The organism is Pseudomonas sp. MAG733B (assembly GCF_036884845.1).
Classification (GTDB): Bacteria; Pseudomonadota; Gammaproteobacteria; order Pseudomonadales; family Pseudomonadaceae; genus Aquipseudomonas.
On the sequence record NZ_CP145732.1, the window covers coordinates 1,745,203 to 1,764,376 of the forward strand.

Sequence of the window (19,174 nt, forward strand, 5' to 3'; positions counted from 1 at the left end):
GGTTCTGCGTTTTGGTGTTTTTCATGCGTGTTTTTTTATCAAGAATTGTATTTTTGGCCGCATTTTTGTTCGGCCTGCCGTCCCTGGCGGCGTCTCGTTGTGACGTCAATGTTCCGACCGATCGGGTGGATCTGGCCCAGGTAAGCCTGGCGTATCAGAGCATCGGCCGTGCCTCGGACCCGGCATTGCTGCTGGTGATGGGCTTGGGCGGGCAGTTGATTCACTGGCCCGATGAGGTGGTGGTCGCGCTGTGTCAGCAAGGGTTTCGGGTAATTCGTTATGACAACCGCGATGTCGGCCTGTCGACCTGGCGGCAAGCGCCGCTTGAAGCCAACCTGACGTTCGAAGTGCTGCGCTACAAGCTCGGTTTGCCAGTTTCGGCACCGTACTCTCTGACCGACATGGCGGACGATGGCCTGGGCCTGATGGATGCCTTGCACATCGAGCAATTTCACGTGCTGGGCGCGAGCATGGGCGGCATGATTGCCCAGCACATGGCGGCCATGGCGCCGCAACGGGTGGAAAGCCTGACCCTGATCATGACCACTTCCGGCGCCGAAGGCCTGCCGGCGCCAAGTGCGGCGCTGGTGCAATTGCTATCGCGTCGCGGCGCACCGAATCGTGAAGTGGCCCTGGAGCAACAGGCCGATTTGCTGGCGGCACTGGGCAGCCCGACGGTCGTTGATGATCGCCAGGCGTTGTTGCACCAGGCGGCACTGTCGTATGACCGGGCGTTCAATCCCGAGGGTGTGAAACGGCAGATCATGGCAATCCTGGCCGAGCCAAGCCGGGTGGCGTTGCTCAATCAATTGCGCGTCCCGGCGCTGGTGGTGCATGGCACCGCCGACCCGTTGTTGCCGGTGATGCATGGCGTGCATCTGGCGGCACATCTGCGCGGCAGCCAGTTGAAGTTGATTCCGGGGTTGGCGCATCGATTCCAGGAGACGTTCAAGGCGCCGTTGCTGGCGGCGGTGCTGCCGTATTTGCGCGAGCATCGCGAGGATACTTCGCACTGGGCGCAGATCGAGCCGGTAGCTGAACACAACCTGCTCTAACACCCGGATCCCCTTTACAAAATCATTCAATGCAGGTGTATCGTTCAAACTTTCCGGCGTGTTCCAGCCAGCGAGGTGAATGATGAGTGCCCCACTGAAAATCGATTTCGTCAGCGACGTGTCCTGCCCTTGGTGCGTCGTCGGTTTGTATGGTCTGACCAAAGCCCTGCACATCTTGCGTGACGAGGTGCGTGCCGAGATCCGTTTCCAGCCCTTCGAACTGAACCCGAAAATGGGACCGGAAGGGCAGAACATTACCGAGCACATCACCGAGAAGTACGGCTCGACACCGGAGCAATCGCAAAAGAATCGCGAAATGATCCGCGCACGCGGCGCCGAGGTAGGGTTTGCGTTTCGCACCGACGGCAACAGCCGTATCTACAACACCTTCGATGCTCACCGTCTATTGCACTGGGCGGGGCTGGAAGGGCTGCAACAGCAACTGAAAGAAGCGTTGTTCAAGGCGTATTTCAGCGACGGTGGCAATCCTTCCGATCACGCTCAACTGGTAACCATCGCGCAAAGCGTCGGACTGGACAGGCAGCGGGGCGAGGCGATTCTGGCGTCGGAAGAGTTCGCCACAGAGGTTCGTGAGGAACAGTTGTGGCTATCGCGCGGAGTGAGTTCGGTGCCGACGGTAGTTTTCAACGGCCAGTACGCCGTCACGGGCGGGCAACCGGTGGAAACTTTTGTCGGGGCAATCCGGCAAATCATCAGTGAGGCGAAGGGCGGAACAGTCAGCTGACGGAATGCTGTCGTCAAATAAGTGTCAATATGCCACTATGGTTTTGGCCGTTGCTGCCGATATACGCAGTAACGTTTTCAATCATAGGGATTTGATCCATGACATTCCACGCTCTACGCACATTCGCAGCACTGACTTTGCTCGCCTGCCTGACCCTCACCGGCTGTGCCAACGTTCAACCTCCTGTACCGCTCGACCAACAATTCTGGGATGCCAAGGAGCCGACCATCGGCGTGGCGATCAGCGAATTGCCGCCGCCAGTACTGGCGTTGACCGGTAACCAGGGGATTCTCGATTACGCCATCAACTCCGGCGTCAACAGCAAGCTCAGTGACAACGTCAAAACCTGGCAAGTACGCGATTTCGACACTCTACCGGATACCATCGTCGCCAAATTGCAAGCCAAGGGCTACAAAGCCAAACGCATCGACGAGAAGGTAGACCTGAAGGCCTACAAGGAAACCAAGTTTCGCGAAGGCTACACGATCAAAGACCTGACGCCGATGAAAGCCAAATATGGCATCGATCGCCTGCTGCTGGTGTATGTCACTGCCACCGGTGCGACCCGCAGCTACTACAGCATCGTGCCGACCAGTGTGCCGATGGCGCAGGTCGGCGGGCAGGGCATGGTGGTTGATCTGGCCGACAACAAGCTGCTGTGGTTCCAGCCATTTGTCGCGGTACAAGCCGCACAGGGCGAGTGGGACGAACCGACCTATACCAACCTGTCCAACGCGTTCTACCAGGCTGTGGATAACAGCCGCCAGCAAATGATCACCCCGTTCGCCAAATGAGGCGTTCAATCGTAGCGGCCAGCGTGCTGGCCCTGCTGATGGCGGGCGGCTGTGCGCAGAAACCCGCTCCCGAGGCTGGTTTCAAGGATCAGGCGGCTTTGCCTTATGTCCAGGCGCACGGGCTCGAAGTCGATGTGCAGGTGCCGCAAGATTTTGTCGGTGCCAGCACTGTGATCGACAGCAAGGACGCTTTGAAGGCTGCGTCGTCCAGCCAGGCCCTGCTGCTGAACTCGGGCACCGGTGCCGGGCTGGCCGGGGTGTTGGTGGCCAGTCTGGTCAACACCCAGATGGGCAGCGGCACCTTGCAGCGCGATGCTGAAAAATCGGCCCTGAAGGACTCGCGGCCGATGGCGGATTTGCTCGCCGGCGTACCCTTGCAGGCACGATTGCAGCAGCGCTATCAGCAGGCTTCAAAAGTGGCTGGGCTCAAGCAGGGTGAAGGGCAGGTTACGGCTCGCCTGTTGATCGAACCAAAACTGATGCTGACGCCGGATCGTGGCAGCTTTGTCCTGGTCAATCAGGTTCAGGTCCAGGATATCGCGGGTTCGCCGTTGTACCGCATGCGCATTGAGGTGACCAGCCAGCCGATCCGTCGCTGTGGCAGCCAATGCATCGATGACGGCAACCTTGAATTGACGAAGGTCACCGCGGTGCTCGACGAGTGCATCGACGAGTCCATGCGGGTACTGGCTACGGACCTGATGCAACCGACGCCACCGCCGGCGGCTCAGGAAACGTTGCGTTATGTGCTTGATGGTCAGCGCGTGGTCGAGCGCGGTTATCAACTGGCGAACAACGGAAATTACTGGCGTTACCGCAACCTCTATGGCGCGGTGAAATCAGTGCCGGTGCCGTTTGAAGATGCGCTGACCCAGGCGCAGCTCGAAAAGGTTTACGGACAGTAACGCTTTACCCGTAGGAGCCGAGCTTGCTCGCGATAGCGGCGCATCAGTCGACATCATCATTGACTGACACACTGCTATCGTCGGAACACCGGTGCGGAGCAGGGGATTAGCGCTTCTCAAGTGTGAATCAGTGGCTCAACCCGTACTTCTTCACTTTGTCGAACAAGGTGGTTTTGGCCATGCCCAGTTCCTGGCTGGCCTGGGTCAGGTTGCCGCCGCTGCGTTGCAAGGCATCGCTCAACAGGTTGCGTTCGAAGGCTTCCACCGCCTCGGCGAAGGCCAGGCCCGGAGTGCTGCCGCCCGTGCCAGGTTTCTTGAACGCTGGCAGGCCGAGGGCAAAACGCTCGGCGACGTTACGCAGTTCACGCACGTTACCCGGCCAGTCATGGCTCATCAGGTTCGAGACGGTCTGGTTATCCAGTTCCGGCGCGATCCGGTCGAAGCGCAGGGATGACTGCTGCAAGAAGTATTCGAACAGTTGCAGGATGTCTTCGCGGCGTTCGCGCAGCGGCGGCAGTTCCAGGGTCACCACGTTGAGGCGGTAATACAGGTCGCTGCGGAATTCTCCGGCTTTGCTCGACTCGACGAGATCGGATTTTGTTGCAGCGATCACCCGGCAATCCACCGCTACGCTCTGGTTTGAACCGAGGCGCTCAAGGGTGCGTTCCTGCAATACCCGCAGCAGTTTGATCTGCAAGGGCAGGGGCATGCTTTCCACTTCGTCGAGGAACAGCGTGCCGCCGTCGGCGTGTTCGATCTTGCCGATCCGCCGTTTGCCGGCGCCGGTGAAGGCGTTGGCTTCGTGGCCGAAAATCTCGCTTTCGAACAGGTTCTCGGGCAGGCCACCGCAGTTCAGTGCGACGAACTGTTTAGTGTGGCGCCGACTGAAATCATGCAGGCAGCGGGCGACCAGTTCCTTGCCGGTGCCGGTTTCACCCTCGATCAGCACGTTGGCCGAGGTATCGGCGACGTTGGCGATCAGTTCGCGCAGGTTCTGCATGGCCGGCGAGCGACCGATGATCCGGCCTTCGAGGGAATCACGCTCGGCCAGTTGCCGACGCAACGACGACACCTCCCGCGCAAGGCTGCGTTGCTCCAGCGCGCGGCGGGCCACATCCACAAGCCGTTCCGGAGAAAACGGTTTCTCCATGAAGTCGTAGGCGCCTTTCTGCATTGCGCCGACGGCCATGGAAATGTCGCCGTGGCCGGTAATCAGCACCACCGGCAAGCTGCGATCACGTTCCTTGAGCCGACCGAGCAATTCAAGTCCATCAATGCCCGGCAGGCGAATGTCGCTGATGACGATGCCGGCAAAGTTGTCGCCGACCCGCTCCAGAGCTTCTTCGGCGCTGCCAACGCCAATGCAGGGAATGTCTTCCAGGGTCAGCGCCTGTTGGCAGCCGAGCAGCACGTGGGGGTCGTCTTCGACGATCAATACACTAAGGTCGTTGTTCATATTGGCTCGGCGGGAGTGAGGCTTACCAACGGTAAACTGAGGACGAATGCGGTGCCACCGCTGGCCGGGTGCTCGACACCCAGATGACCGCCGGTGGCGGCGGCGAGGCTGGCGGACAGCGTCAGGCCAAGGCCCAGGCCTTGTTCGCCGGGCTTGGTGGTGAAGAATGGTTCGAACAGGTGCTTGCGCGCTTCGGCGTCGATGCCGTGGCCGTTGTCCCGCACGCGCAAGCGGTATTTGCCATCGACCGATTCGCCTTCGAGCCACAACTCGGGTTGCGGCTGCGCCTGCATGGCATCAAGGGCGTTCCCGATCAAATTGACCAGAATCTGCTCCAGACGGGTCTGATCGATCTGCACCTGCACCTCTTCGAAATAGCGGTGCAACTGCGTGTTTTTCATTCGTCCATCGAGCAACTGCAATGCCGCCTCGACACCTTTGCCGAGGCACGCCTGACCCTTGTCGTCACCGCGCCGGGCGAAGGAGCGCAGGCTGGCGGTGATACGGCCCATGCGGTCGATCAATTCGTTGATGGTCTTGAGGTTGGTGCTGGCAATGTCCAGTTGACCACGCTCGAGAAAACGTACGGTGTTGCCGGACAGGGTGCGCAGCGCCGCCAGCGGCTGGTTCAGTTCGTGGGCGATGCTGGTGGACATCTGGCCGATGGCTGCGAGTTTTCCGGCCTGCACCAATTCATCCTGGGCGCGGCGCAAAGTCTCTTCGGCATGACGCCGTTCGCGGATCTGGCCCTTGAGCCGCTCGTTGCTCGCGCGCAGGTCGACGGTGCGTTCGGTAATCCGACGCTCCAGTTGATTGTTGGCTTCCTGCAAGGCTTCCCGGGCCGCGAGACGTGTGGCAATCACCTTGCGCCGCTCGTTCCAGGCAATCAGCAGGAAGGCGACAAGGGCAAACGCCACCGCCACCAGAATCCCCTGATTGATCGCTTCGCGGCGCAGATCCTGCAGCGGCGTCAGCAGGGTGAAGTTCCACGGTGTATCGCTCAAGGGACGGGTTTGCGACAGGTAGCTGATGTTTTCATCGTCGGACACCAGTTCGCTGTTGGCCGGGAAGGTGAGTTTTTCCACGCCTTCGGACAGGGTTTCCCGAGCCAGCGGTTGCAGTTCGTTGAGCGGGAACCAGTAGTACTGCAGGCTACGGGCCAGTTTCTCTTTGGTTTCGTCGCTCAGTGGCACTACCGACTTCAGGCGTCGCGCCGGATCGCTGGATAGAATGATGATGCCGTTTTCGTCGCTGACGAAGGCTTCCAGGCGCGCTCGCTGCCAGCGCTCTTCCATGGCTTCGAGCCGCACCTTGACCACCGCGACGCCGATGATCTTGCCGTGTTCTTCCAGGCCATGGGCCAGGTAGTAGCCGGGTTCGCCGTTGGTGCTGCCGATGCCGTAGAAGCGCCCCGGTTGCCCGCGCACGGCGTTCTGGAAATAGGCGCGAAAGGACAGGTCTTCACCCAGGTAACTGTCGACATCGCGCCAGTTGCTGGTGGCCATGACGCGACCGGTGGTGTCCATCACATAAATGGCCCGACTGCGGCTGCGCCGGTTCAGGCCTTCAAGGTAATCATTGACCGTTTGCCGGTGTTCCGGGCTCGGGTCGGCCAACAGCTTCGAAACACTGGTTTCGAGTTCCAGCAGGCTGGGCAGGTAGGTGTATTTGCTGATCTCGCTTTCGACGGCGCGGGCGTGCAGTTCCAGCTGACGCTGACCGTTTTCGCTGAGGCTGCGGATGCCATAGTGTTCACTGACCCAGAAGCCGATGTAACCCAGTCCGATCATCAGGGCGATGATCAGCGGCGGCAGGAACAGATGGCGAATCAGACGGGGTTTCACGGCGAGTGATGGCGACGTGGCGCGGTAGAGATCGGGGTCGCATTTCATCACAGATGCCTTGGGTCAACCAGCATGGCAACGGGCTTGCTCTGGTTTCCTGCCGAACGCGGAACCTGTGGCGAGGGAGCTTGCTCCCGCTCGGCTGCGAAGCAGTCGTAAAACCGATAAATGCGGTGTGTCAGACACAATGCATTTTCAGGTTTTGGGGCCGCTGCGCGACCCAGCGGGAGCAAGCTCCCTCGCCACAAGGGTAATCCAGTTACCGTTTTTCTTAGTGCTGCAGAATCTTGTTGAGGAAGTGCTGTGTACGCTCGGCACGGTGGCTGATGTCGCCGAAGAACTCTTCTTTCTTGCAGTCTTCGATGATCTTGCCCTGGTCCATGAAGATCACGCGGTCGGCCACTTTACGGGCGAAGCCCATTTCGTGGGTCACGCACATCATGGTCATGCCTTCGTGGGCCAGTTGCACCATCACGTCCAGTACTTCGTTGACCATTTCCGGGTCCAGTGCCGAGGTCGGTTCGTCGAACAGCATGACGATCGGGTCCATCGCCAGCGCACGGGCAATCGCCACTCGCTGTTGCTGGCCACCGGACAGTTGGCCGGGGTGCTTGTGGGCGTGGGCTGAAAGACCAACGCGTTCGAGCAGTTGCAGGCCCTTCTTGGTCGCTTCTGCCTTGCTGCGGCCCAACACCTTGATCTGCGCGATGGTCAGGTTTTCGGTGATGGTCAGGTGCGGGAACAGTTCGAAATGCTGGAACACCATGCCCACGCGGGAACGCAGTTTCGGCAGATTGGTCTTCGGGTCGGCGATGGAGGTGCCGTCGACCACGATGTCGCCTTTCTGGAACGGCTCCAGGGCGTTGACGCATTTGATCAGGGTCGACTTGCCGGAACCGGACGGCCCGCACACCACGATCACTTCACCTTTTTTGACCTCGGTGCTGCAATCAGTCAGTACCTGGAAGTCCCCATACCACTTGTTGATGCTTTTGATAGAGATCATACGGCGAACCTTTTTTGCAGACGCTTGACCAGCAGCGAGGCGGAAAAGCTGATGATGAAGTACACGAGACCCGCGAAAATCAGGAACTCATTGGAGCGGCCAATGATGTCGCCACTGGCACGCGAAGCATTGAGGAAGTCCACCAGGCCGACGGCGTAGACCAGCGAGGTGTCCTGAAACAGGATGATGCTCTGCTGCAACAGCAGCGGCGTCATCTTGCGGAACGCCTGCGGCAGGATGATCAGGCGCATCATCTGGCCGTAAGTCATGCCCAGTGCCTGGGCAGCGCCCATCTGACCCTTGGGAATCGACTGCACACCGGCACGGACGATTTCGCAGAAGTACGCCGCTTCGAACATCATGAACGCCACGATGCAGGACGCGAACGCGCCGATCGGCGTGTCTTCACCGGTGATCCAGCGCAGCACGAACGGTACCGCCAGGTAGAACCAGGTGATCACCAGCAGCAACGGGATCGAACGGAAATAGTTGACGTAGGCGCCGGCCAGGTTGGACAGCAGTTTGTTGTGGGACAGACGGCACAGCGCCAGGAGGGTGCCGAGGATGATGCCGCCGATCACGCCCATTGCCATCAGCTTGAGGGTCATGACCATGCCGTTCCACAGGCCCGGCAGGGACGGGATGATGCCCGAGAAGTCGAATTCCATCATTTACCCCCTACGGAGATCAGGCCCGGTACGGCGACTTTCTTCTCGACCATGCGCATCAGCAACATCAGGCTCATGTTCAGGGTGAAGTAGATCAGCGTGGCCAGGGTGAAGGCTTCGAACAGGTTGGCGGAGAACTCGGCGGTCTGTTTGGTCTGCGCGAGCAACTCCATCAAACCGATCAGCGAGGCCACGGAGGTGTTCTTGAACACGTTCAAGAATTCCGAGGTGAGCGGCGGAATGATGATCCGGTAGGCTTGGGGCAGCAGCACGTTCCAGTAGATCTGCGGCAGCTTGAAACCCATGGCGCGGGCCGCGGATTCCTGGCCTTTTGGCAGGGCCTGGATACCGGTGCGTACCTGTTCGCAAACGCGGGCGGTGGTGAACAGACCCAGGCACACGACGACGCTGAGGAAAGCCGAGGTGGTCGGGTTCAGGTCCTGCTTGTACCACTCCTGCAGGTCGGCAGGTAGCAGATCGGGTACCAGGAAGTACCAGATGAACAGCTGAACCAGCAGCGGCACGTTACGGAAGAGTTCAACGTAGCAGGTGGCGATGCCCGATACGATGCGGTTCGGCACGGTACGCATGACGCCCAGGATCGAGCCCAGTGTCAGGGCGATGATCCAGGCCGCGATGGCGATGCCGATGGTCCACGCCAGACCGGACACGTACCAGTCGAGATAGGTCTCGCTGCCCACGCCGGTGGACTTGAAGAACACGCCCCAGTCCCAGTTGTAATTCATTAGGGTCTCCCCTCGGATTCGATCGATGTACAAGTTCCCGCTTGGGGGAAGCTCCGTTCCCGCCCGATCTTGACGATCAGGCACACACGATCGGCTCGACAGCCACCGGTCCGAGTGTTTCCAAAATTGCCAGCAGGGAGTGACAACCTCCTGAAAGGGCAGTGGCCCTCTCAGGAGATAAGGTTAGTCAGAAATCAGGACTTCTTGTCGTCAGCCGCTTTATCGGTCGGATTGGCGATCAGGGCCTTGAGCTCGTCGCTCATCGGGAAGTTCAGGTTCAGGCCTTTAGGCGGGATTGGCTGCATGAACCATTTTTCGTAGATCTTGTTGATCTCGCCCGATGCGTAGGTGGCCTTGATGGCGTCATCCACAGCCTTTTTGAACGGCTCGTCGCCTTTGCGCACCATGCAGCCGTAGATTTCGTACGACTGTGGAGTGCCGGTCACGGCCCAGTCACTGGCCTTCTTGGCCTTGGCGGCTTCACCGGCCAGCAGGGCGTCATCCATCATGAACGCTACGGCGCGGCCGGTTTCCAGCATCTGGAAGGACTCGCCGTGGTCTTTGGCGGAGATGACGTTCATGTTCATCTGCTTGTCGGCGTTCATCGACTTGAGGATGCGCTCGGACGTGGTGCCGGCGGTGGTCACGACGTTCTTGCCAGCCAGATCAGGGAAATCCTTGTACTTGGAGTCTGCCTTGGACAGCAGGCGGGTACCGATTTCGAAGATGCCGACGGAGAAGTCAACTTGCTGCTGACGCTCGACGTTGTTGGTGGTGGAACCGCATTCCAGGTCAACGGTGCCGTTCTGCACCAGCGGGATACGGGTTTGCGAAGTCACCAGGTTGTACTTGACCTGGAGGTTCGGCATGTCCAGGTCTTTCTTGATGGCTTCAACGACTTTCAGCTGGATGTCGTGGGAGTAGCCGACCGGTTTGCCGGAAGCGTCTGCAATGTAGGAAAACGGAATGGAAGCGTCGCGATGGCCCAGGGTGATGACACCGGACTCTTTGATCTTCTTCAGGGTGCCGGTGAGTTCGGCGGCGAAAACTGGCGTGCTGATCAGAGCGGCAGCAATGGCTGCGCCCAGGATATGGGGAACGATGCGCATCAAATTTTCCTCGACATTGTTTTTTTTATGGAGCCAGTTGTTCGGCCCTTTTGTGCTGCAAATGCCAGAGCGCTACTGAGAGTGCGCGCAAAGGACATCCGTCGAAGAAGTGTAGAGCATGACTCGTGCCAGACCAGTGCCAATTGATCAAACTATTGATTTATAAGGAAATTAAATATTTGTGGCGCTTATTTTCAGGTTGAAAAATCCGGTTATCCGAACCGACCCGCAGGTCGCGTTCGGAAAACCGAATGGTGGCAGGGTGCTACCCGCGGATCACGGGTATTTGCGCTTGTCCGGCGCTGGCGGGAAGTACTGGTACAACCAGGTTTCACTCAGCGTGCGGTCGTTGGTGCGAATGAACAGGCGAAGTTCGACAGGCTCGACGCTGTCATTGGTCGGGTACCAGTCGAACAGGATGCGGTAGCCCTTGATGTCATCGAGCTTGAGCACGCTGAAATCCTTCACCTCGCCGTTCGAGCACGTGACCACCGGCTCGATGCCCGAGCCTTCCGGCAAGCGGTCCAGGCCACCGCCGGTGAAGTCCACGGCAAAGCGCCGTGCCCAGACCGGTGGGTAATGCTCGCCCGGCGCCCAGCCTTCAGTGAAACCGCCCATGCCGGAACGGGTCGCATGAACCCGCGCCAGCGGCGTGCCAACCGGCGGCAGCGCGCTCCAGTAGAGTTTGTAGCCGTAGTTCAGCGAGTCGCCGGCCGCCACCGGTTTCTTCGGCGTCCAGAACGCGACGATGTTGTCCATGGTCTCGCCGGTGGTAGGGATTTCCAGCAGATCGATCGAGCCTTCGCCCCACGAGGTGGTCGGTTCGACCCACAGGCTCGGACGACGGCTGTACCAGTCGACGGTGTCCTGATAGCTGGCGAACTCGTGATCGGTCTGCACCAGGCCAAAACCTTTCGGGTCGGTGTCGGCGAAGGCGTTGAATTGCAGTTTGGCCGGGTTGTTCAGCGGGCGGCAGATCCATTCGCCGTTGCCGCGCCACATCGCCAGGCGATCGGAGTCGTGGATCTGCGGGTGAATGGTGTCGCACATACGGCGTTCGTGGGTTCCGCAGCTGAACATGCTGGTCATCGGCGCGATGCCCAGTTGATCGATGGCGGTACGCGCGTTGACGTGGGCATCGACTTCCATCACCACGCGCTCGGCCTGGCAATCGATATCAAATCGGTAAGCACCGGTGGCACTCGGCGAGTCGAGCAGGGCGTAGACCACGAAGCGGGTGCTGTCCTTGTCCGGCGTCTCGAACCAGAACTTGGTGAAATCGGGGAATTCTTCACGCTTCTTGGCGTAGGTATCGATGGCCAGACCGCGGGCCGACAAGCCGTACTGGCCGGTAGCGTCCACCGCGCGGAAGTAACTGGCGCCGAGGAAGGACACCACGTCGTGCTTGTCCAGTTCCGGCGCCTTGAACAGCTTGAAGCCGGAGAAGCCCAGGTCGCCGGTGAGTTGCTTGGTGTCGACGGTGGTGTTTTCGTAATTGAACAGCGACGGACGGAAATGTACTTCGCGCGCCATTCGGGTTTTCGGATCGACGCTGTACATGCGCACCGGCTGCTTGAAGCCCATGCCGACGTGGAAAAACTGCACGTCCAGCTGACCCTTGTTGTCTTTCCACAACGAATGATCACCGTCGTAGCGGATCGCGTTGAAGTTCTGCGGGGTCATGGTTGCCAGGGTCGGCGGCAGCACCTGCTTGGTGTTCTGATAGCGATTGCTGGCCAGTTGCTTGGCCTGCACTTTCAGCGCCTCGAAATCGAAGGCCTTGGCTTCACCATCGGCAGTGCCGGTAGCGGCCCAGGCGCGGGCGGCGAGCAAACCGCTGGCAGATAAACCGGTGTAGGCAGCGATGGCCATGGAGGCTTTGAGCAAATTCCTGCGGTGCATAAATACAACCTGTCGTGAACAATCCCGCGCCGTTCCTGGCACGTGCTGGATCAGAAAATTCGGTTCGGACCATGCCTTCGGCCAAACGCAACGGACTTTAAACAGATGCCGGATAGCTTAAACCGTTCGATTGCAGAGCAAAATTGATTGATGGCACCACGCTAGTTCGGCAATGAAACAAGACATGTCGGGAAACATTTCCGACAGGACCTTCTGATTTCCAGGGCATTTCTGCTTTTTTCGACTAATTACTCTAAAAACCGCTTTTCAGCGCCGTGATTGTTTCTATTCTGTGCTCATGACCGGTTTATGCCCTTCGGGCCGGTGCGGTTCAGTTGGCACGAGGCGCTGCTGAAAAAGGGATAGGGCGATGCGGTTTCTGAAGTTTTCTTTGACGTAGAGAAGGACATCGTCCATGTCGAAAGTACAAGGCATCACCGAAATGTTGGGACTCTTTCCATGCCTGGCCAGCGGCCGGCGAAGACGCCGTCTTAACAGTGAGGAAATGAAGTTGGTGGAGCGCTATCGGGAATTGTCGGAGAGCGACCGGATTGCGATGAGGTATCTGGTGGATGCGATGAGGAGTGTTTCGCGGTTTTGAAGAAGGCGGGTATTCAGTCGCGGCAAGGTAGTCGCGGCTGAGTGCTTTCTACCAATCTTGCGAGCGCTCCATTCGCTGATGGAGCACTCGTAAAACTTGAATTGTTCCTTGAGAAAATCGGTAAGGAGCAATGAACGGATAACGATCAAGAACCAGTTCTCGTACATCCGGCATGACGGAAGGTCTGCCTGAGCCAGGAAACACTTCCAGCTGTTTGAAGGACTTCAAAATCGTCGAGATGATTTTAATGGCGGCGTCTGCGCCTGCAGTCTCTCGGTAGTGTTCGTGGATATTGTCGAGGTCGCTTTCCGCTTTTTCAGTCAGTACTACGTTCGGCACGTTTTTCCCACTTAGCCTTCACGGCATCCAGATCGGTGAGTTTTCCAGCATCCGCATCAGCTATACCCTCGCTGATGGCTTGCAGATGCCAGGACTCGGCTTCCACATATCGAACCAGTGCACGCTTGAGATGATATTGACGGTCGCGATCGGTCGCGGCCGCCAGTTGGTCCAATTGTTGAGCCAGAAGCTCTTCGACGCGAAAAGATAAAACGGGCGAGGCCATAACGGCTTTCCTCAAGGTGTATACGCTGTAAACCACGTAAACACCGTAGGTTGTACCGTCTTGTTCGTCAACCCTCAATTCGTGCCGGGTAAAAGACACTCTAGTCAGTGATGCCGCAGTGGACGGAGGGGAAATGTTGCGAGTGATTGCTTTGTAAGGAAATTTTCCGCTGACGGTGGGGCGAACGCTGCCATGTTCATACGACAAACAGGGCAGACGGTAGAGTCCGCCCCGTTTTCATCCTCAACATTCAGCGGCAGATGCCTGCAACCGGATAGGGGCGCTGCACCAGCATCAACTCAGGCATATCACGCCACTTGATCCAGGCGTGATGTTGGTAATGCAGCAAGGGCACTGAAACTCCAGCCCAATTCAAAGAACTCAGGCTCGGCTGGTTTTCCACAGGCTCTGCTTTCAAATCACGCAGCGAGGGTATGACTTCATTGCTCAGCCACTGGCGCAGGTTGCGGTTTTCCGGGACGAAGTGGTGAACCAGCAAGGCGTACATGCCTGATTCGCTGACCATCAGGGTTTCGACTGTTCTGCCGTCCTTGAGCAGCCAGACGCTGCGGCGTTGGTCTGGGTCGAGTTTCAGGGTGAGGCGTTCGTTCAAGGGTTTGCCCATCAAGCGGCCTAGGTCCTGAACGCAGAGCCAGGCTTGGTTGTCTTGCATGAAGGCATGGAGGAAGCGGTTGTGGCGGGTGAAGACGGTGGGATCGAAATAGGGAAGAGGCGAGCTTTGAGGATGCATTGGCATGGCGTGTTTTCCGTTTTGGCTTGGAAAGTCGCCACCAACCCTTCGACAGGTTGGGTGGCGGACCGAGTGGCGTTCGAAGTCGGGACACTTCCAGGTCAAAACGGAAGCCGAAAGGCCCGCGCCACACGGCCCGCCATAAAACAGAACTGAAGGCAAAAAACAGCCACAGTTCTATGGGGGCACGCAAGCACCGTTTTGACATGTTCCGGCTTCGACTCCGGGTCGCTGATTTGGCAGCGACGGAGTGAAGCCTATCGGTCAGGCGCTCGCGGCGCCAAGTCTACTCTGGCGACGCGTGTTGTAGGAATCGAGGGTTTTTCAGGAAGGCTGTATCTGTAGGAATTTCCTGTTTTTGCATCTACCGAGGTGACATAGCGTTGCGCCCCTGATTTTTCCTATAACTTTTCCGGGTTCAAGAATGGACTGCAGATTTTTCTGCATTGATCGAGTTTCCAGCCAGTGCTTCTTCTATAAAACGCTTGTGGGAGGCGCGAGTTTTTTCAGAAGAGTCCAGCGAAAAAAACGTTCTTTCTACAAGTCAGGGAAGCAAATGCAGACGATCGTTGTCCGTTATCTCGAAACGGTGATCAATAAAATTACCGGCGGATCCAGCCAAGTCGTTCTGGGAACGGAAACTTACGAAGATATCCGTGAAACACTGATTGCAGGGATGCCGCGCTCCAAGCCGGGGACAGCCCCACACCCCGTTTTCCTGACCAAATGCTTCATCAATGACAGCAATCACCTTTGGCGACTCGAATCGATAAAGTCGACCGCCGCCACGGCTACGCGGCCCGCTGTTTTTTCGGTGCTGATTCAAAGACAGGATGTTTCTAAAGAGATTTTTCTGAATCAGACGCTGAAAAAAGACAAAAGCTTGAAGCTACAGAAACTTCTGGGGCGCCAAGGGAAACTGGTCGAAGTGGACTATGGGTTCGTGCAGCGAAGCGCACGCACAGATGCGTCGAGCAAGTCCAACAAGCGCTACATGGACACGCTGCTTGAGGCCGAGATGCATAAGCGCAGGCTTGCTGTCGTTGTGAAGGTGATATCAAAAAATCTTGTTCAGGTTGCCCCTGTGACATCAAGAGCTATTGCCGTCGAAGACAGGTCAGCCTTCGAGCTGGAACAGGCTACCTTGGACAAAATGCCTCGCTACCAAAACAGCGGAAAAGAAAGCTATGTGCTTTGCAGCATGCTTGAGTGCGTTTCGACCCAACGAATTTTGCCTCCAATCAGCTATTTCGGCGACGGGAGGGATACAGGGAGGAGCGTTAAGTACCCTGTTGCGCTGAGTGTCACCGAGAGCAAGTTGCTGAGGTCTGCGCTGATTCACGCCGTGGGAGCCTCCGGTTATGTTCCGTACAACGATTTACTTCAGGCTCAGCTTAAAGCTCAAAAGCTGCAGGAGGTCGTCGACCAACTCAATACAGAGTTGGACATTCGCAATATCGCATTGAGGCAGCTTGTTGCTGTCCAGAAGCTAGCTAAAAGGTGGGCGACGGATATGGGACTTGAGTATGAGGATGAGCTCGAATTTCAACGAAATCTGGATGCCGAAAATGACGTCGCGGTCACTGTTTTTTGACAAGCAAAACGAATTGACACCGCCTTCATCGGTTAATACCATGTAGCCCACATGGTCTGGCAAAGAGAGCAGAACTCTACCCAGGCGACAGGGTTAATACCCTCTTCTGTGAAAGTAAAACCGCCTTCAGGGGCGGTTTTTTTATGTCTGATCAAAAGCTCAATAAGTTTTAGCAACCTCAACCCTGCCCGCATCGCTGCGGGCAGCTCGTCCGATCAACGAACTATTACCGACTAACCTTCCAAGCATCCCCCGCAGGCGCCGTCCCGTGGTCATACGGTTTGGCAATCCACATGTAAAGCAAGCCCAAACCAATCACGATGGCCGTGCTCAGCACCATTGCATAGTTCATGTACCACGCCGCATCCGGTGTACGCGGCCAGGCCATGTTGATGATGGCGCCGACGCCGTAGACCAGCGCGCCGATGTTCACCGGCCAGCCCCAGGCGCCAAGGGTGAATTTGCCGTTGGGTTTCCAGCCTTTTAGGCGTGCATAGAGTGCGGCGAGGACGATCATCTGGAACGCCAGATAGATGCCGATGGCGGCGAAACTGACGATGGTGGCGACTGCGTCTTGCAGGAAGAAGCCGAGGATGATGATCAGTGCCGGCAGGACACCGGACACGAACAGGGCGGCAACTGGAACCTGGGTCGTAGGAGAAATCTTCTTCAGCAGTCGGCTGCCGACGACCATTTCGTCGCGAGCGTAGGAATACAGCAGACGGCTCGCCGCCGCTTGCAGGCTGATGACGCAGGAGATGAAGGAAATCATCACCACGCCCATCACCATTTTCGAGCCGAGTGGGCCGAAGGCGTTGTTGAGGATGGTGCCGACCGGGTCCTTGTCGGTGCCGTTGATCACTGCTTGCATGTCGGGTACAGCGAGGATCAACGCAAGGCAGGCGAACATTGCCGCGATGCCGCCGATGTAGATGGTCATGCGCATGGCAATCGGGATTTGTTTGCTTGGGTTCGGGGTTTCTTCGGCCACGTCGCCGCAGGCCTCGAAACCGTAGTACAGGAACATCCCCGCCAGCGATGCGGTGAGGAACGCAGGCAAGTATGAGCCGTTGATGCTGATGTCGAAGGTGTTGAACAGCACGCTGATCGGTTGATGACGCTCGAAGACCAGCAGGTAAACGCCAACGATCACCGCGCCCACCAGTTCACAGAGAAAGCCGAACATGGCGATGCGCGCCAGCACTTTGGTGCCGCTGAGGTTGACCAGGGTGGCGAACAGCGTCAGCACCAGTGCGATGACGATGTTGGTGTTGTTGCTTGGTTCAAACCCCAGCATGGCAGCGAGGTACGGGCCGGCGCCAACCGCAACAGCGGCGATGGTCACGCACAGGGCGATGGAGTAGATCCAGCCGACCATCCACGCCCAGCGTTTGCCCACCAAGCGGCGAGCCCATGGGTACACGCCACCGGAAATCGGGAACTGCGAAACCACTTCACCGAAGATCAGGCACACCAGCAACTGACCGCAACCGACCAGCAAATAAGCCCAGAACATCGGTGGCCCGCCAGCGGCGAGGCACAGGCCGAACAGGGTATAAACCCCTACGACCGGAGAGAGATAAGTGAAACCCAGGGCGAAGTTTTCCCACAGGCTCATGCTGCGATTGAAGTTGGAGGTGTAACCCAGTTTGCGTAGTTGCTCGGCGTCGCTGTCGGCAACGGCGGCAGAGAGATCGGGTGATGCACTCATGTGTGTTTGCTCCGGAAAATCGGCAGATTTCGGATGTCCGAAACCGTGGCGGGGCTTTGAGGGCGCCGCCAGGATCGGTGGTTATTGTTATGACTTCTTTGGTGTGGGGCCTGGTGGTGCTTACTGCCGGTTTCTGCCTTGAAACCGAGGTGACCCCATCGCGGGCAAGCCTTGCTCCTACAGGGGCGATGGTGTTCGCAAACAATGCGTACGCCGCAAAATCTGTAGGAGCAAAGCTTGCTCGCGATGCTTTTAGTGCTTGAACATCACATGCCTTACGACGGTGTAATCCTCCAGTCCATACATGGACATGTCCTTCCCGTACCCGGACAGTTTCTGACCACCGTGCGGCATTTCGCTGACGAGCATGAAGTGCGTGTTCACCCAGGTGCAGCCGTATTGCAAGCGCGCCGACAGGCGATGGGCGCGGCCGACGTCGGCGGTCCACACCGAGGACGCCAGGCCGTAGTCCGAATCGTTGGCCCAGCCCAGCACCTGCGCTTCGTCGCTGAACTTGGTCACCGACACCACCGGCCCAAACACCTCGCGACGGACGATTTCGTCATCCTGCTGCGCGTCGGCCAGCACCGTTGGTTCGAAGAAGAAACCATTGCCTTCAACCGCCTTGCCGCCCGTGATCAAACGAATGTGCGGCTGCGCCACGGCGCGCTCGACGAAACCGGCCACGCGGTCGCGATGCTGCGCAGTGATCAACGGGCCGAGTTCGGTGGCCGGATCATCCTGCAAACCGTACTTGATGCTGCTGACCGCCGCGCCAAGCTTCTCGACGAACTTGTCGTAGATGCCTTCCTGGGCATAGATACGGCAGGCGGCGGTGCAGTCCTGGCCGGCGTTGTAGAAACCGAAGGTGCGAATGCCTTCGACGGCGGCATCAATGTCGGCGTCGTCGAAGATGATCACCGGGGCCTTGCCACCGAGTTCCATGTGCATGCGTTTGACGGTGTCGGCGGTGCTGGAAATGATGTTCGAACCGGTGGCGATCGAGCCGGTCAGCGACACCATGCGTACTTTCGGGTGAGTGACCAGCGGACTACCCACGGATGGACCACGACCGAACACCAGGTTGAGCACGCCGGCCGGGAAAATTTCCGACGCCAATTGCGCCAGACGCAAGGCGGTCAGCGGGGTTTGTTCCGATGGCTTGAGCACGACCGTGTTGCCGGCGGCGAGGGCCGGGGCGATTTTCCAGGCGACCATCATCAGCGGGTAGTTCCACGGCGCGATGGAAGCGATCACGCCTACTGGATCGCGGCGGATCATCGAGGTGTGGCCCGGCAGGTATTCGCCACCGGCCGACCCGCTCATGCAACGGCTGGCACCGGCAAAGAAGCGGAACACGTCGGCAATCGCCGGGATCTCGTCGTTCAATGCGGCGCTGTAAGGCTTGCCGCAGTTGTCCGATTCCAGTTTGGCCAGCTCTTCGCCGTGGGCTTCAATGGCATCGGCGAGTTTGAGCAGCAGCAGCGAACGTTCTTTCGGCGGGGTTTGCGACCAGCCGTCGAACGCGGCATCGGCGGCGCGTACGGCGGCATCGACCTGGGCTTCGCTGGCTTCGTTGATTTCCACCAGCACACGGCCCAGCGCCGGGTTGAATACGGGTTGGGCGGGGCCTTCGCCGTCGAGCAGTTGGCCGTTGATCAGGAGCTTGGTTTGCATGGCTTTGTCCTCTTCGAAGCTATTGTTGTTCTTCTGTAGAAACCG

General features: G+C 58.3%; 18 protein-coding genes. 6 read left to right on the forward strand and 12 right to left on the reverse strand.

Features of this window, described 5'->3' with window-relative positions; translation table 11 throughout:
• The first annotated feature begins 23 nt into the window (after window positions 1–23).
• From V6Z53_RS07835 to V6Z53_RS07850, 4 genes are all read left to right on the forward strand, one after another.
• Complete coding sequence (locus tag V6Z53_RS07835; protein WP_338584966.1) at window positions 24–1,055, forward strand: alpha/beta hydrolase; 1,032 nt, start codon at window positions 24–26, stop codon at window positions 1,053–1,055.
• Window positions 1,056–1,137: 82 nt separating this feature from the next.
• On the forward strand, window positions 1,138–1,800 hold the full coding sequence (locus tag V6Z53_RS07840; RefSeq protein WP_338584967.1) for a DsbA family oxidoreductase: 663 nt from the start codon (window positions 1,138–1,140) through the stop codon (window positions 1,798–1,800).
• A 98-nt stretch (window positions 1,801–1,898) separates the two neighbouring features.
• On the forward strand, window positions 1,899–2,594 hold the full coding sequence (locus V6Z53_RS07845) for a hypothetical protein (RefSeq protein ID WP_338584968.1): 696 nt from the start codon (window positions 1,899–1,901) through the stop codon (window positions 2,592–2,594).
• Window positions 2,591–3,499: a hypothetical protein gene (locus V6Z53_RS07850; protein WP_338584969.1), complete on the forward strand. Its 909-nt coding sequence runs from the start codon at window positions 2,591–2,593 to the stop codon at window positions 3,497–3,499. Before V6Z53_RS07845 ends, V6Z53_RS07850 begins: the two co-directional genes overlap by 4 nt.
• A 127-nt stretch (window positions 3,500–3,626) precedes the next feature.
• Here the strand turns inward: V6Z53_RS07850 and V6Z53_RS07855 are convergent, their stop codons facing one another.
• The 7 genes from V6Z53_RS07855 to V6Z53_RS07885 all read right to left on the reverse strand — a co-directional run bounded on the left by V6Z53_RS07855 (window position 3,627) and on the right by V6Z53_RS07885 (window position 12,230).
• Window positions 3,627–4,907, reverse strand: coding sequence for a sigma-54 dependent transcriptional regulator (locus V6Z53_RS07855; protein WP_338586461.1), 1,281 nt, complete (start codon window positions 4,905–4,907; stop codon window positions 3,627–3,629).
• 44 nt (window positions 4,908–4,951) lie between these two features.
• Complete coding sequence (locus tag V6Z53_RS07860; RefSeq protein WP_338584970.1) at window positions 4,952–6,847, reverse strand: sensor histidine kinase; 1,896 nt, start codon at window positions 6,845–6,847, stop codon at window positions 4,952–4,954.
• A 223-nt stretch (window positions 6,848–7,070) separates the two neighbouring features.
• Window positions 7,071–7,805, reverse strand: a complete 735-nt coding sequence (locus V6Z53_RS07865; protein ID WP_338584971.1) for an amino acid ABC transporter ATP-binding protein — start codon at window positions 7,803–7,805, stop codon at window positions 7,071–7,073.
• A complete protein-coding gene (locus V6Z53_RS07870) occupies window positions 7,802–8,473 on the reverse strand; it encodes an ABC transporter permease subunit (protein ID WP_338584972.1) in 672 nt (223 codons plus the stop codon). The genes V6Z53_RS07865 and V6Z53_RS07870 overlap by 4 nt, the downstream gene beginning before the upstream one ends.
• Window positions 8,473–9,219, reverse strand: a complete 747-nt coding sequence (locus V6Z53_RS07875) for an amino acid ABC transporter permease (protein ID WP_338584973.1) — start codon at window positions 9,217–9,219, stop codon at window positions 8,473–8,475. Before V6Z53_RS07875 ends, V6Z53_RS07870 begins: the two co-directional genes overlap by 1 nt.
• Window positions 9,220–9,413: 194 nt before the next feature.
• Complete coding sequence (locus tag V6Z53_RS07880; protein ID WP_338584974.1) at window positions 9,414–10,328, reverse strand: glutamate/aspartate ABC transporter substrate-binding protein; 915 nt, start codon at window positions 10,326–10,328, stop codon at window positions 9,414–9,416.
• 276 nt (window positions 10,329–10,604) lie between these two features.
• Complete coding sequence (locus tag V6Z53_RS07885; protein ID WP_338584975.1) at window positions 10,605–12,230, reverse strand: glucan biosynthesis protein D; 1,626 nt, start codon at window positions 12,228–12,230, stop codon at window positions 10,605–10,607.
• 415 nt (window positions 12,231–12,645) lie between these two features.
• Between V6Z53_RS07885 and V6Z53_RS07890 the strand changes: the two genes are divergently transcribed.
• A complete protein-coding gene (locus V6Z53_RS07890) occupies window positions 12,646–12,831 on the forward strand; it encodes a hypothetical protein (protein ID WP_150702018.1) in 186 nt (61 codons plus the stop codon).
• A 48-nt stretch (window positions 12,832–12,879) separates the two neighbouring features.
• On the opposite strand, the gene V6Z53_RS07895 is transcribed toward V6Z53_RS07890, so the two are convergent.
• The 3 genes from V6Z53_RS07895 to V6Z53_RS07905 form a co-directional block, all read right to left on the reverse strand.
• The gene (locus V6Z53_RS07895; protein ID WP_338584976.1) at window positions 12,880–13,170 is read right to left on the reverse strand and encodes a type II toxin-antitoxin system RelE/ParE family toxin; all 291 of its coding nucleotides are present in this window, start codon (window positions 13,168–13,170) and stop codon (window positions 12,880–12,882) included.
• Window positions 13,148–13,396, reverse strand: coding sequence for a ribbon-helix-helix protein, CopG family (locus V6Z53_RS07900; protein ID WP_150728218.1), 249 nt, complete (start codon window positions 13,394–13,396; stop codon window positions 13,148–13,150). The genes V6Z53_RS07895 and V6Z53_RS07900 overlap by 23 nt, the downstream gene beginning before the upstream one ends.
• A 250-nt stretch (window positions 13,397–13,646) precedes the next feature.
• The gene (locus V6Z53_RS07905) at window positions 13,647–14,153 is read right to left on the reverse strand and encodes a Bro-N domain-containing protein (protein ID WP_338584977.1); all 507 of its coding nucleotides are present in this window, start codon (window positions 14,151–14,153) and stop codon (window positions 13,647–13,649) included.
• A gap of 550 nt (window positions 14,154–14,703) precedes the next feature.
• Here V6Z53_RS07905 and V6Z53_RS07910 point away from each other — a divergent pair.
• A complete protein-coding gene (locus V6Z53_RS07910) occupies window positions 14,704–15,741 on the forward strand; it encodes a hypothetical protein (protein WP_338584978.1) in 1,038 nt (345 codons plus the stop codon).
• Between the two features lie 226 nt (window positions 15,742–15,967).
• On the opposite strand, the gene V6Z53_RS07915 is transcribed toward V6Z53_RS07910, so the two are convergent.
• Both V6Z53_RS07915 and V6Z53_RS07920 read right to left on the reverse strand, forming a co-directional pair.
• Window positions 15,968–17,452, reverse strand: coding sequence for an amino acid permease (locus V6Z53_RS07915; protein WP_338584979.1), 1,485 nt, complete (start codon window positions 17,450–17,452; stop codon window positions 15,968–15,970).
• Window positions 17,453–17,704: 252 nt separating this feature from the next.
• On the reverse strand, window positions 17,705–19,129 hold the full coding sequence (locus tag V6Z53_RS07920; RefSeq protein ID WP_338584980.1) for a gamma-aminobutyraldehyde dehydrogenase: 1,425 nt from the start codon (window positions 19,127–19,129) through the stop codon (window positions 17,705–17,707).
• Between the last annotated feature and the right edge of the window lie 45 nt (window positions 19,130–19,174).

Coding starts and splice junctions, on each gene's coding strand:
- V6Z53_RS07860 (WP_338584970.1), bottom strand. CDS start 6,847: ATGAAATGCGACCCCGATCTCTACCGCGCCACGTCGCCATCACTCGCC.
- V6Z53_RS07875 (WP_338584973.1), bottom strand. CDS start 9,219: ATGAATTACAACTGGGACTGGGGCGTGTTCTTCAAGTCCACCGGCGTG.
- V6Z53_RS07885 (WP_338584975.1), bottom strand. CDS start 12,230: ATGCACCGCAGGAATTTGCTCAAAGCCTCCATGGCCATCGCTGCCTAC.
- V6Z53_RS07890 (WP_150702018.1), top strand. CDS start 12,646: ATGTCGAAAGTACAAGGCATCACCGAAATGTTGGGACTCTTTCCATGC.
- V6Z53_RS07900 (WP_150728218.1), bottom strand. CDS start 13,396: ATGGCCTCGCCCGTTTTATCTTTTCGCGTCGAAGAGCTTCTGGCTCAA.
- V6Z53_RS07840 (WP_338584967.1), top strand. CDS start 1,138: ATGAGTGCCCCACTGAAAATCGATTTCGTCAGCGACGTGTCCTGCCCT.
- V6Z53_RS07915 (WP_338584979.1), bottom strand. CDS start 17,452: ATGAGTGCATCACCCGATCTCTCTGCCGCCGTTGCCGACAGCGACGCC.
- V6Z53_RS07905 (WP_338584977.1), bottom strand. CDS start 14,153: ATGCCAATGCATCCTCAAAGCTCGCCTCTTCCCTATTTCGATCCCACC.
- V6Z53_RS07880 (WP_338584974.1), bottom strand. CDS start 10,328: ATGCGCATCGTTCCCCATATCCTGGGCGCAGCCATTGCTGCCGCTCTG.
- V6Z53_RS07845 (WP_338584968.1), top strand. CDS start 1,899: ATGACATTCCACGCTCTACGCACATTCGCAGCACTGACTTTGCTCGCC.
- V6Z53_RS07850 (WP_338584969.1), top strand. CDS start 2,591: ATGAGGCGTTCAATCGTAGCGGCCAGCGTGCTGGCCCTGCTGATGGCG.
- V6Z53_RS07920 (WP_338584980.1), bottom strand. CDS start 19,129: ATGCAAACCAAGCTCCTGATCAACGGCCAACTGCTCGACGGCGAAGGC.
- V6Z53_RS07910 (WP_338584978.1), top strand. CDS start 14,704: ATGCAGACGATCGTTGTCCGTTATCTCGAAACGGTGATCAATAAAATT.
- V6Z53_RS07835 (WP_338584966.1), top strand. CDS start 24: ATGCGTGTTTTTTTATCAAGAATTGTATTTTTGGCCGCATTTTTGTTC.
- V6Z53_RS07865 (WP_338584971.1), bottom strand. CDS start 7,805: ATGATCTCTATCAAAAGCATCAACAAGTGGTATGGGGACTTCCAGGTA.
- V6Z53_RS07870 (WP_338584972.1), bottom strand. CDS start 8,473: ATGGAATTCGACTTCTCGGGCATCATCCCGTCCCTGCCGGGCCTGTGG.